Origin of the sequence: Chryseobacterium sp. UNC8MFCol (assembly GCF_000482305.1) — a bacterium.
Taxonomy (GTDB): domain Bacteria; phylum Bacteroidota; class Bacteroidia; order Flavobacteriales; family Weeksellaceae; genus Chryseobacterium; species Chryseobacterium indologenes.
This window is the reverse complement of the sequence record NZ_AXUZ01000019.1, coordinates 48,566-61,755: the sequence shown is the minus strand read 5'-3', so window position 1 is coordinate 61,755 and position 13,190 is coordinate 48,566. Positions and strand designations below refer to the sequence as shown.

The 13,190-nt window shown below is 38.6% G+C and carries 8 protein-coding genes; 3 read left to right on the top strand and 5 right to left on the bottom strand.

Annotated elements, in window-relative coordinates; translation table 11 throughout:
* Window positions 1-37: 37 nt before the first annotated feature.
* Window positions 38-1,903 (bottom strand): M1 family metallopeptidase, encoded by a 1,866-nt coding sequence (locus tag M030_RS0113345; protein WP_027373968.1) that lies wholly within the window; start codon window positions 1,901-1,903, stop codon window positions 38-40.
* A 107-nt stretch (window positions 1,904-2,010) separates the two neighbouring features.
* Window positions 2,011-4,380 carry an outer membrane beta-barrel family protein gene (locus M030_RS0113340; protein WP_027373967.1) on the bottom strand — a complete coding sequence of 790 codons (2,370 nt, stop codon included), beginning with the start codon at window positions 4,378-4,380 and terminating at the stop codon, window positions 2,011-2,013.
* Window positions 4,381-4,590: 210 nt separating this feature from the next.
* On the opposite strand from M030_RS0113340, the gene M030_RS24125 reads away from it, so the two are divergent.
* Window positions 4,591-5,952 carry a sensor histidine kinase gene (locus tag M030_RS24125; protein WP_051585070.1) on the top strand — a complete coding sequence of 454 codons (1,362 nt, stop codon included), beginning with the start codon at window positions 4,591-4,593 and terminating at the stop codon, window positions 5,950-5,952.
* Complete coding sequence (locus M030_RS0113330) at window positions 5,942-6,628, top strand: response regulator transcription factor (protein ID WP_027373966.1); 687 nt, start codon at window positions 5,942-5,944, stop codon at window positions 6,626-6,628. Before M030_RS24125 ends, M030_RS0113330 begins: the two co-directional genes overlap by 11 nt.
* Window positions 6,629-6,632: 4 nt before the next feature.
* Here the strand turns inward: M030_RS0113330 and M030_RS0113325 are convergent, their stop codons facing one another.
* From M030_RS0113325 to M030_RS0113315, 3 genes are all read right to left on the bottom strand, one after another.
* Window positions 6,633-7,460 (bottom strand): endonuclease/exonuclease/phosphatase family protein, encoded by an 828-nt coding sequence (locus M030_RS0113325; RefSeq protein ID WP_027373965.1) that lies wholly within the window; start codon window positions 7,458-7,460, stop codon window positions 6,633-6,635.
* A 111-nt stretch (window positions 7,461-7,571) separates the two neighbouring features.
* Window positions 7,572-9,770, bottom strand: coding sequence for a M1 family metallopeptidase (locus M030_RS0113320; RefSeq protein ID WP_027373964.1), 2,199 nt, complete (start codon window positions 9,768-9,770; stop codon window positions 7,572-7,574).
* Window positions 9,771-9,850: 80 nt separating this feature from the next.
* Entirely contained in the window at window positions 9,851-10,732 is an 882-nt protein-coding gene (locus tag M030_RS0113315) for an SDR family oxidoreductase (RefSeq protein ID WP_027373963.1), read from the bottom strand.
* Between the two features lie 126 nt (window positions 10,733-10,858).
* On the opposite strand from M030_RS0113315, the gene M030_RS0113310 reads away from it, so the two are divergent.
* Window positions 10,859-13,156 carry a GH92 family glycosyl hydrolase gene (locus M030_RS0113310; RefSeq protein ID WP_027373962.1) on the top strand — a complete coding sequence of 766 codons (2,298 nt, stop codon included), beginning with the start codon at window positions 10,859-10,861 and terminating at the stop codon, window positions 13,154-13,156.
* Window positions 13,157-13,190 lie beyond the last annotated feature (34 nt).

Genomic DNA, 13,190 nt, shown 5'->3' with positions numbered 1-13,190 from the left:
TAAAAAAAACCTTCAGATGAACTGAAGGCTTTATATTTTATAATGTTTTGGTATTATCCTCAGGAGTATAATCCATGAAAATATCGCCGTCCAATTGTACTGATTTCACTTTTTTCTTGATAGGAATCACAAGATCTGTGAGCTTTTGGTCCTTTTCCCAAACCGAAGGTGAAAAATGCAACTTTTCCGTGGTACCGTCTTCATAAGACAATACCGCATCAAACGGAATGGCAAAACCTCCGATATTGGCAACATTCACGGTAAGCAAATCGTTCATTTGGGATACCTGTGACACTTTCAGGTCTATATAATTATTGGTATAAAACCAATTTTGGAAAAACCACTTCAGATTTTTCCCGGAACCTGCATTCATCGAATTGAAATAATCCCATGGAACCGGATGTTTTCCATTCCAGTTATCCATATAGTGGTGTAACGCTTTTTTAAAAGCCTCATCTCCCAGATAATCTTTCAGAGCCAGATAGGATAAGGAGGCTTTTACGTATGAATTATTTCCGTATCCGGGACCGCTCACCTGCGTGCTCATCGTGATTACGGGCTGGTCCTGCTCAGCAGAAGCATCGGTAATCCACTTTTTAACCCTGAAGTTTTTATAAAAATCTTTGGCTGCTTTTTCACCGTTCTCATCGATTCCGATAAGATACTCAAGGGTTGTGGCCCAGCCTTCATCCATATAGGCATATCTTGTTTCATTGATTCCCATGTAGAAAGGAAAATAGGTATGGGCAATCTCGTGATCTGCAGTAAGTCTGGCGTCTTTAAGGTCGTCAGGGATACTGGTATCATTAATCATCATCGGGTATTCCATATCTGCATATCCCTGAATAGCCGTCATCACATTGTACGGATACTCTACTCCCGGCCAGTTTTTGGAAAACCAATCAAGATTATAGCGCATCCAGCCAACATATTGTTCAAAATCTTTTGCCCCGGCTTTGTAACCTGCCTGAACGCTTGCTCTTTTCGTTTTTAGCTGAACACTTGCTGCGTCCCATACATAATGATTACTCAATGCGAAACAAAAATCTGTAATATGATTCGCTTTAAACTTCCATACATTCCATTTGTTCTGTTTGGTCACTTTTCCGGATTTCATCTCCTGTTCCGAAGCAATATGCATCACCTGATCACTTTTCAAAGAGGCCTTATATCTTTTCAGATACTCCGGTTGAAGAACAGCTTCAGGATTCAGGAAATCGCCGGTTGCCCAGACAACATAATTTTTCGGAGCAGAGATCTGAAAACTATAGTCATTAAAATCATTATAAAACTCCTGTCTGTCTGAATGCGGAAGCATATCCCATCCGTTGTAGTCATCATACACCGAAATTCTTGGGAAAGAATATGCTACATAAAACGTTTCCGGATCAATCTGCCCTTCTCTCCCACTCTGTATTGACAGGGGATATTCCCATTCTATTTTGATCTCTGACTTTGATTTTGATTGTAAAGCAGATTTCAATTTCACTTTTTCAACAGTTCCCCAGTCGTCACTATTGATATCATATTTTTCATTGTTAACAATAAATGATTTAATCTTAAGCCCTGAAGACAAAAAATCCTTTGAGACTGATCCTGATCTTGGTGATTCCGGTTTGTGAAGATTATTGACGAACCTTATGGCTAAATCATTAAGATGATCAGGACTATTATTCGTATACATTATAGTCTCCTTTCCGGAAACCGTTTTGGTTGTGGCATCCACCTTTACTTCTACATTATACACTCCTTTATTCTGCCAGTAGTTTTTACCAGGCGCTCCGGAAATATCACGTGTTCCTTTTTCGTAAGCTTTTTTGATATTTCTGGGCATATACAGCTCCTGAGCCGGCAACTGCAATAATGAAACCGCCACCAGCACTCCGGAAAAAATTCTCTTCATAACGATCTTTTTTAGAGATAAGTATCAAAAATAGCGAAAATGTAACACAGCGCGACTACTTCTTTAACATAATATTTTTCAATTTTTCGCTTTAGATTAAAAATATACTACAAACGATCTTGCTCACTTGTCTTTTTTATCATTTTAGCATCTTTCACGGACTGATTTCCAAAATTGTATTTCAGAGAAAATGTAAAACCCTGCGCATCGCCGTAATCCAGATAATAATTATCCTGATTGGCATATTTTGTACTTACTTTTTTTCCTGTAGTTCTGAATATATCGTTAAAAAATAAGCTTGCTTCGAGTTTTTTATTAAAAAACTTTCTATTCATCACAAAATAGGCTGACCATACACCCGAGATCCTGAAAGTTCCCTGAATGCCCGGGGAATTGTAGCGGTGTCCTACTTCCATTTTCCAGTCACTGCTTTTATCCAGGGTAAAGCTGGCAGAAATATTGGAATCCAGATTCCAGACCTTGTTTTTGTAAAGCGCCCCGTCGGTTCCCTTGAAATTGTTTTCATTATGCTCAAGATTTTCAGACACCATGATATTCCACCAGGGTTTCACCTGAAAACTTTTATATAAGCTCAGCCCAAAAGCCTCGCCATTCTCAATATTGGTAAAATAATAAATAAGGTGATGGGTACTTGGCTCCTGATATGAGATTTCCATTGACGGATAGATTTCTTTCCGGTAATACAAATCTACATTCCATTCCTTCCATGAATAAGTAAAATTCAGATTATGGGTAATGGTGGCTTTTAATTCCGGATCTCCCTGATAGTAGGAAAACAGGTTATAATAAGATTTGGCAGGATTCAACCATGAATAGAAAGGTCTGGTAATCCTTTTCCCGTAAGAGAAGCCAAACTCATGTTTATCATCTGTCGTGTATTGTGCATAAAAAGTGGGAAAAAACTTCCAGTATTTATTTTCATTCAGCTCATAAGGCTCGGAAACGATTCCTTCCAGGTTGGTCATTTCAGCACGAAGCCCACCTTTGAAACTCCATTTTCCCAGAGTATATGAGAGTGAAGAATAGAGGCCAAAATTATGTTCTTTATAATTAAAAACACTGCTCTTTTCAGGTCTATACTGTAAAAGTCCGTTTTCATTATCAGAAAAATCAAGTGTACTTCTGGTCTTTACAAAGCTGTATTTTGCTCCCGATTCAAATTCCAGCCTGTCATTTTTCCATTGATAATCTAACTGTGAAGAATACAACTGAACATCCGAATTATTTTGCGTCTGAAAATTTTCTTCTCTCGGAGGCTGTCCGGCAAAGTTGAGATACGTATTCACACGCTGGAATTTATCCGAATTGTTTCCGGCAAAATAGTTTATCCAGGATAATTTACTCTTTGTATTCAGTTTTCTTTCCAACTGAAAGCTCAGAGCATTATTCGTAACACGGTTGCGGTGGTCATTGACCGTCGTATAATTGGATTCCGCTACATCCTGACTATTATAAATCAGTGTAGGCACAAGATAGGTTCCGTAGGACTTCGGATAGAAAAACCCTGAATAGTTAAGACTCAAGTTGGTCAGACTATCCAGCTCGTATTCGACATTAAAATTCAGGGTATTCTGGTTAGTGTTTTTATCCTTCCTGTTCATGGTACTTATCCATCTTGTCTGGCTTTCCGGATAATTGACGTGGTCTGTTCCTTCGCGATAATAGGTTCCCAAACCTCTGTAATAGCTTGCCATCACCGAAAGTTTATCTTTTTTGTAATATTGTGAAAGTCCGAAAACCGCTTTGGCATATTGTGTCTGAATATATTTGGAGGTAAGAATTCCTCTATACCCTTCAATCTTATTTTTTTTCATGACGATGTTGAGTACAGCACTACCCGATGCTTCATATTTTGCCGGTGGATTGGTAATGACCTCTACAGACTTCACCTCATCTCCCTGGGTATTTTCGAGAAGATTTTTCAGCTCATCCCCGGACAGCATAACTTTTTTGTCATTGATGGTTACCAGAATACCGGTACTTCCCTTTATTCTTAGCACATTATTATTAGTGGTTACTCCGGGTGTATTTTTAAGAATTTCCCAGGCATTCAAAGATGAAATGTTACTATTTTCGACATTAAACTCCAGACGGTCTACTTTCCGTTTCACCACAGGTTTCCTTTTGGTCATAATGACCTCTCCTATTTGGTTTGATTCTTTGCTAAGAATAATTTGTAGAGCTTTAGCCTTTTCCAGATCAAGTTTTTTTTCAAACAGAGAATACCCTTTATTCTTTACAACAATTTTTACGTCAGTTTCAGAAATGCCCTCCCATGTGAAGTTTCCATCGGCATCCGTTTTAATCTCAGCGATCAGTTGATTTTTAGAATCATATAATTCAATCTGTACAGCCTGAAGTTTTTCGCTGTCGTTGTTCATTACCGTTCCCGCCAGTTTTTGCTTTTGAGCCAACAGCATTACAGGAAGACATAGCAAAAGAAGAATTTTATACATATCTGTTTTTTTTATAATTCTGAACAATCATATGTGTTGTTCTGGTGTACAAAATTCCGGATTGGGCAGGAGAATTTCGGTTAACAGACGGTTAATGGCAGGTTAACGGCTTTTTCCGGTCTCAGTCGAAATCCCGGTCCTCGGGTTAATGAAAGGTTAACGTCAAAATAATCATCTTGTGAGAATAGGTAAAGTTTTATCTTTGTTTTAATGGTTTCCAAGAATAAATTTCTCATTTCTGTATTTGCCGCCCTGTTCCTTCTTTTACTGGGAATACAGGTTTATTTTATGTATAAAACCTATCAGGTAAAGGAGCGGGATATTTACAGGTCAGTGATCGATGGCCTTCCCGCTTATACAGACACCGAGGAAAGTACTCAACGCGCCCAGGAGACAAAAGATGATGCCCTTCAAAAAGTTATCATCCAGTATTACAATAAGGAAATCAGCAAAAAGGATTTTATTAAAAATTTTACCGACAACAGATACGCAGTCCGGAAAAGACTAAGCCATTATATTGACAACCGCCTTCAAAAAGATGGGTATAAAATATCTGCAAGGATTGAATATACCTCTATTATCCATCTTCCGGACAGTACGAAACTGATTGACAAACCCTTTATTGTTTTTGAAACAAAAGAAAAAGTAAAAAATCCTAAAATCGGAAATACCAGCAGCTGGGAAACTACGTCCTCAAAAAAAAGAGACAGTGATCATAAAGAAATTGAAAGGCGCGATACTTTCTATGTGAAAAGCCAGATTGATTTTGAAATCACCAATATCAAAACCATTGTCTTTAAAGAACTTGCCCTGCTGTTCTTCTGTTGTATCCTCCTTCTTTCATGTGTACTTCTGATATATATTTCAACCATCAAAAACCTCATCAAACAACAAAAGCAAGTAGAGGTACTCCATACGGTAGTTGATAATATTTCTCATGAGTTTAAAACACCTATTGCCACTTTAAAAATTGCTTCTAAAACCTTAAAAAAAGGCTGGAATCCGGAAATGCTGCCTCTTATTGACCGCCAGATCTCCCGTCTTGAGAGTCTCGTATTTCAGCTTCATCAGGATGAAAATCCGGAAGAACCTGTTTTTATACAGCCAAAAGACTGGAATTTCTTTGTTCATGATCTGTCTTTTACTTATCCAAAGGTTGAATTTAAGTTTGACAATACCATTACCGGGGAGCTTCCTTTTGATAAAAACCTGATGGAAACCGTTATTAAAAACCTGTGTGAAAACAGTGTAAAATATGGGGCCTCCATCGTTACTGTCAATCTTACTACCGCCTCACAAAACTTACAGATTGAAGTTTCAGATGATGGACAAGGTATGGAAGCTAAAGAATTAAAAAATATATTTGAAAAATTCTACCGCATACAAAGCAACAATATCCACAACAGCAAAGGACTTGGGTTAGGTTTGTACATGGTAAAGAAAATCATAACCCAATATCACGGTACTATAGAGGTTTACAGCCAACCTGGTAAAGGAAGCACATTTAGAATATCAGCTCCTTACGACACTGATGATCTTCCACAAGAAAAAACAACTACTGATGAAAACTAAAATCCTTTTAGCAGAAGACGATCCGGATTTCGGAATGATCTTAAAGCAGTATCTCGAACTGGAAGACTTTGAGGTCAGCTGGTTTCAGAATCCTGAAGGTATTGTCAGTCGACTTACCTCTGATTTTCCTTTCCATATGGGCATTCTGGATGTGATGATGCCAAATATTGACGGTTTTTCACTGGCTAAAATGATTTTAAAGGAAAAGAATAATTTTCCACTCTTGTTTTTAACCGCTAAAAATCAGAAAATAGACCGACTGACCGGATTGAAAATTGGGGCAGACGATTATATTTCCAAACCCTGCGATCCTGAAGAACTGGTTTTAAGAATTAAAAATATCATCAAAAGAACAACAACCGCCGTTCCTGAAACCATAATCAAGATGGGTCAATATTCTTTGGACACTAAAAAGCTTCTGCTTTCTCATCCTCACGGAAATATCCGACTGACTATCAGAGAACAGCAGCTTCTGGTGTATCTTCTGCAGCACAACCATTCTGCCATCACAAGAGATGAGATTCTGGATAATATCTGGGAAACCAATGATTATTTTACAGGACGCAGTCTTGATGTTTTTATCAGCAGACTCCGTAAATATTTCAGCCATGATGCCCAAATAAAAATCCAATCCCTGAGAGGAATTGGATTTGATATCGATTTTCCAGACTATTGATGTATTAGAAAGAGAGCCCTGTAATCACCGGAAAATGATCCGACGGATACAATAAATTTTCTCGTCTGTCATTGATATGTCTGTGAGATTTTATTTTGAAGCCATTGGTAAAAATGTAATCGATCCTTTCTTTAGGAACTTCATTCACGTTGAATCCTGTAAATGTTCCTGCCGGGCCGTAATGTTTTGTTTCTGAATGATAAAAAGTATCTTTCATGTTTTGGGATAAAATTCTGATCGGTTCTGAATCATCGGTCAGGTTAAAATCCCCACTTAATGTGACAGGTAAATTCTTTGGATTAAGTTCTTTTATTTTTTTTAAAATCAACTCTGAAGATTTTACCCTTGCTAGATTTCCGATGTGATCGAAATGAAGGTTCATTGCCAGAAATTCCTTTTTTGTCTTTTTATCTTTAAATACAGCGTAAGTACATATTCTGTTCAAAGCAGCATCCCAGCCTTTCGAAGGTTTTTCCGGAGTCTCAGATAACCAGAAAGTTCCGGATTTTATCACATCCAGCCTGTTGATATCGTAGAAAATAGCTGAGAACTCACCTTTTTCTTTACCATCATCCCTTCCTACTCCTATAGAGTTATAGTTTTTCAGTCCGTTTTTAATATCTCTCATTTGTTCCGGAAGGGCTTCCTGCACTCCGAAATAATCCGGATGATAGTAGGTTAATAAGTCGGCAACATCCTGTTTTCTCTGTGGCCAAGCATTTTCCTTATCCGATTCTACATTCAGTCGGATATTAAAACTCATTACGGTAAGATCCTGCGAAAATCCCAATGCAAAAAGCATGAGGAATGCAATTGAAAATCTGAAATTCATAGTTTATTTTATCAATAAGAGACAAAAATAAGACTTCTCTGCCATAGAGAAGCCTTATTCATATCATCATAATGTTAAATTATTTCCTGTACGGAAAAAAGAACCCGAAGACTATTCTTTATTGAATTTAAATTCTCTTCCTCCTTCTGTGAGGGTTACCGTCTTTTTATCCTTACTGAAAACGATTGTCAGACCAGCATCTTCAAAAGCAAATGTATTATTTCCCGTATACTCCAGCGGAAAGCTTTGTTGTCCGCCTGCACTGCCATACAGGAACCCGTTTTTCTCAGTAAATATTATTTTAAGTTTAGATTCTTTATTGTTGTACGTTCCTATGAAATCTTTCAGGTTAATTTTCTCCATAGGTTTTGCATCCGCAGATGTCCATTTATTATTTTTCATGTTGACGTCCGGAACCATAGAATCCGGATCAAGTACTACCTCATCGATTTCCTTATCAGATTCTACTTTGAATGTCCATTCTGTATTTCTCTTCCAAACTTCGATTGGTATTTTTACCGTATGTTTTGTTCCGTCTTTGAATTTTAGCTGAACCGTCGTCGGCATAGGCAGTTGTCCAAGATTTTCAACAGTAACCTGAGCTCCGTTTTTGAAATCTCCATTGATGTATTTCACATTCTTAACGGACTGGTCAATTTTCCATTTATTAAAGAACCAACCTCTCCAGAACCAGTTCAGTTCTTCTCCTGAAACATTCTCCATCGTGTGGAAGAAATCCCAGGGTGTAGGATGTTTGAATGCCCACCGGTTGATATAGGTTCTGAATGCTTTGTCAAATTTCTCAGGCCCGAGAATCGTTTCTCTTAAAACCGATAATCCCGCTCCCGGCTTATAATAGGCAAGAGCTCCGATACTTCTTTCTCTCATATTATCGGGACCTACCATAATCGGCTCAAGATTATCTGTTAAAAGATAGCTTCCTGTTTGAGCCATATTCTGTTTTTTATAATATTCACCTTTATTAAAAGCCTCCGTCGAAAGTCCGTTGATAAAAGTATTGAATCCTTCGTCCATCCAGGCAAATAATCTTTCATTGGATCCTACAATCATAGGAAACCAGTTATGCCCGAATTCATGATCTGTAACACCCCACAGATCTTCTCCTTTTGAATCCATATGGCAGAACACAATTCCGGGATATTCCATTCCGCCTTCGTTTCCTGCTACATTAGTTGCTGCCGGGTATGTATATCCGTACCATTTATTAGAATAATGTTCAATAGCGGCTTTGGTATATTCGGTAGACCTTCCCCAGGCTTTTTCTCCTGCACTTTCAGACGGATAGGCAGAAATGGCCAGCGATTTTTTTCCATCAGGAAGATTAATTCTTGCAGCATCCAAAATAAAGCCGGCAGATGATGCCCATGCAAAATCCCTTGCCTGTACAATTTTAAACTTCCAGGTTTTTGTTCCTGTAGATTTATTTTTTCCAATCTCAGACTCAGGACGTATCATGACTGTTTTATCACTGTTTCTCGCCTGATTCCATCTGTTGACCTCATCTTTACTATAAACTTCTTTTTCGTTTAAAAGTTCTCCGGAAGCCACCACATAATGATTGGCTGGTACAGTAATATTGGCTGTGATATCACCATATTCCAGAAAGAACTCCGAAGCGCCTGCATACGGTAGTGTATTCCATCCCATTACATCATCATACACACACATTCTCGGATACCATTGTGCCATAGTAAAGACTTTACCATTTTTTGTTTCCTGAACTCCCATTCTGTCTGAACCATAATCCGGAGAAATAAAGGAATAATCAATGGTAATTTTTGCCACTCCTCCTTTTGCCTTCAGTTCTTCCGGTAAATCAATCTGCATTCTTGTATCGGAAATGGTATACTTAGCTGCTTTGCCATCAATTTTTACGGATTTAATAGCGTATCCGCCATTGAAAGTCTCGCCGTGTGAACCATTCCTGCTTCCTGACAGAGGCACCACAGCATTTCCGCGGGAGTCTTTTGCAAAAAGATTCTGATCGAGCTGCAGCCATAAGAAACCCAGCTGATCCGGGCTGTTATTGGTGTATTTAATTTCGGCGGTACCTGTAATTTCTTTTTTGTCCTCATTCAGACTCACATTCAAATGATAGTCTGCTGAATTCTGCCAATAGGCATGCCCCGGCTGTCCACTGGCTGAGCGTGTTTCCGTACCTGTCTGCGGATAGAAAAACGGCTTAAAGGCTTCTACATAATCATACTTTGGCGTTTCCTGTGCATAGGCAGATCCTGAAAAAAGGAAGAAAGCCACTGCAGAAACAAGAGTTGGAAGTTTACAATTCATTTGAAAAAAGTTTATACATAGGTAAAAAAAACTCCCGGAATTGTTACAAATCCGGGAGTTTTTTTTTCTGAAAATTTCAATTAATTTGATTTTTTTGCTTTAATCATGGCCTCTAAAGCATCCCACATTTCACGGGGAATAGCTTCAAGCATATTAAATTCACCTGCTCCCTGAAGCCATTCTCCTCCGTCAATAGTGACTACTTCACCATTCATGTACGCTGAGTAATCAGACACCAGATACGCGGCAAGATTGGCCAGCTCCTGATGTTCTCCTACTCTTCTTAACGGCACTTTCTTTTTCATATCGAATTTTTCCTGCAGATCTCCCGGAAGAAGTCTGTCCCAGGCACCTTTTGTAGGAAATGGCCCCGGAGCGATAGCATTGAAACGAATTCCATATTTTGCCCATTCCACTGCCAATGATCTGGTCATTGCCAATACTCCTGCTTTTGCACAGGCAGAGGGTACAACATAGGCAGAACCCGTCCATGCATAAGTGGTTACGATATTTAAAACGGTACCTGGTGTTTTGGAGTCGATCCAGTGTTTTCCTATAGAAAGTGTACAGTTTTTAGTTCCTTTTAAAACGATATCTAAAATAGAATCAAAAGCAGAATGAGTCAGTTTTTCTGTTGGAGAAATAAAATTACCGGCTGCATTATTCAGAAGAATATCAATTTTACCGAATTCCTTAAGCGTTGCTTCTTTCACAGCTTCTACTTCATCCCAGTTTCTGACGTCACACGCTACACAAAGAACTTTACCACCGGTTTCATCTTCCAGCTCCTTCGCAGTAGTCTGTAGCTTTTCAAGATTCCTGGACGTAATGACTACTTTAGCTCCTAACTCAAGAAAGTATTTTGTCATTGCTTTGCCAAGACCGCTTCCGCCTCCTGTTACAATCGCTACTTTATCTTTTAATGCCCCTTCGCGAAGCATTGGTTGTGTATATAGACTCATAAAATATTTTTTCTTAAAAATAATAAATATTGAATGGATCTACCTTAAAATAACGGTATAAATAATGCCATAAATAATATTCTTTGTTTTTTACCTAATTTTATCACTTAATAAACTTATCTGCTCATGAAAAATACGGGAACATCTGTTTTTCTTTTATTCATTATCTTAAGCTTTCCCCTCAAAGCTCAACAATTTGAAAAATTATATCAATACGTACATCCGCTGATTGGAACTGAAAAAATGGGACATACCTATCCCGGCGCTACTACACCGTTTGGCGCCGTGCAGCTAAGTCCTGAAACAGATACAATTTCTTATGAACTCAACGGGAAATACAATGGTGAAGTCTATAAATACTGTGCAGGCTATCGCTATGAAGATAAAACCATAGTAGGTTTCAGCTCTACGCACTTTAGTGGTACCGGACATTCTGATCTCGGGGATTTCCTGATCATGCCTACTGTCGGACCACTTCAGTTGGATCCGGGAACAGCTTCAAATCCTGAAAAAGGCTACAGAAGCAAGTTTTCCCACGAAAACGAAAAAGCTGAAGCCGGATATTATAAGGTAAAGCTGGATGATCACAATATTTTAGCAGAACTGACGGCTACCACCAGAGTCGGTGTTCACCGGTATACTTTTCCCAAATCTGATCAATCGCATATCATTCTTGATCTGATGGCAGGAATTTATAATTATGACGGAAAAAATGTATGGACCTATGCCCGTGTGGAAAATGGCAATACGATTACCGGATATCGCCAGACCAACGGATGGGCAAGAACAAGAACGGTTTATTTTGCCATGAAGTTTTCAAAACCCTTTACATCCTACGGTCAGAAGAACTATGATGAAAAGCAGGTATACAAAGGGTTCTGGAGAAAATTCGATCAAACTCAGAATTTCCCTGAAATTGCCGGAAAGAATCTTAAAATGTATTTTGATTTTGACACCAGTGAAGGTGAAGCCATTGAAATCAAACTGGCTATATCTCCTGTAAGCCAGGCCAATGCTATGGAAAATCTTGAAAAGGAAACGGGAAATTTATCTTTTAATCAAATTAAAGAAAAAGCTCAGGAAGATTGGAATAAAGAACTTAACAAGATCATCATTAAAGGTTCTGAAACCGAAAAAATCAATTTCTATACCGCGATGTATCATACCTTTATCAATCCCACCGTGTATATGGATATCAATGGAGAGTATAAAGGATTGGATCAAAATGTTCACCAAGCAGAAAATTTTACTCATTATACCACATTCTCGCTTTGGGACACTTACAGAGCTCTTCATCCTTTCTTTAACATTATCCAGCCTAAAAGGAACAGTGATATGGTAAAATCTATGATGGCTCATTACCATCAGTTTTCGATGAAAATGCTACCTATATGGTCACATTATGCCAATGATAACTGGTGTATGAGTGGTTATCATAGCGTAAGTGTAGTGGCAGATGCCATTATTAAAGGAAATTATGCCGGTGATCCTCAGGAAGCTTTGAAAGCCTGCGTAGAAACAGCCAACAAACGAAATTATGAAGGAATAGGACAATATATTGACCTGGGATACATTCCTGCAGAGAAAAATGGCACCTCAGTATCCAATACCCTTGAGTATGCTTATGATGATTGGGCAATTGCCCAGCTGGCCAAACATCTTGGAGAGACAGAAATCTACAATCAGTTTATCAAACGTTCTGAAAACTGGAAGAATAATTTTGACCCATCCATCGGATTCATGCGCCCACGCCTGGCAGACGGAAGTTTCAAAAAAGATTTTGATGTTTTAAGTACCCACGGACAAGGCTTCATTGAGGGAAATTCCTGGAACTACAGTTTTTTTGTTCCCCAGAATCCTGATGAACTGATCAAAATGATGGGAGGAAAGAAAAAATTTGCCTCAAAACTGGACGAATTATTCACCATGCATCTTCCTGATGAGTTTTTTGCAGACACTGAAGACATTACAAGAGAAGGAATTATCGGAGGATATGTACATGGAAATGAGCCTGCACATCATGTTGCTTATCTCTATAACTGGGCCGGGCAGCCATGGAAAACACAATCCCAGATTCGTCATATCCTGGAAATGCAGTATAAGTCAACTCCTGACGGATTGGGAGGAAATGATGACACGGGGCAAATGAGTGCCTGGTATATTCTGAGTTCACTGGGCTTCTATCCGGTTGCTCCCGGTTCGGAAGACTACGCTATCGGTAGTCCCGCTGTTGATCAGGCTATTCTGAATCTGGAAAACGGAAAAACATTTGAAATTGAAGCGATCAATCAAGGTCCGAAAAATGTATATGTTCAGAAGGTTCTTTTAAATGGTCGTGAAATTAAAAACTTCACTCTGAAACATTCTGAAATGATGAATGGTGGAAAACTGACATTTTATATGGGAAACAAGGCGAAAAAATAAATAGGGCCTTTATTTTGGGCATGAGAGAAATAAA

Coding starts and splice junctions, on each gene's coding strand:
- M030_RS0113345 (WP_027373968.1), bottom strand. CDS start 1,903: ATGAAGAGAATTTTTTCCGGAGTGCTGGTGGCGGTTTCATTATTGCAG.
- M030_RS0113340 (WP_027373967.1), bottom strand. CDS start 4,380: ATGTATAAAATTCTTCTTTTGCTATGTCTTCCTGTAATGCTGTTGGCT.
- M030_RS24125 (WP_051585070.1), top strand. CDS start 4,591: ATGGTTTCCAAGAATAAATTTCTCATTTCTGTATTTGCCGCCCTGTTC.
- M030_RS0113330 (WP_027373966.1), top strand. CDS start 5,942: ATGAAAACTAAAATCCTTTTAGCAGAAGACGATCCGGATTTCGGAATG.
- M030_RS0113325 (WP_027373965.1), bottom strand. CDS start 7,460: ATGAATTTCAGATTTTCAATTGCATTCCTCATGCTTTTTGCATTGGGA.
- M030_RS0113320 (WP_027373964.1), bottom strand. CDS start 9,770: ATGAATTGTAAACTTCCAACTCTTGTTTCTGCAGTGGCTTTCTTCCTT.
- M030_RS0113315 (WP_027373963.1), bottom strand. CDS start 10,732: ATGAGTCTATATACACAACCAATGCTTCGCGAAGGGGCATTAAAAGAT.
- M030_RS0113310 (WP_027373962.1), top strand. CDS start 10,859: ATGAAAAATACGGGAACATCTGTTTTTCTTTTATTCATTATCTTAAGC.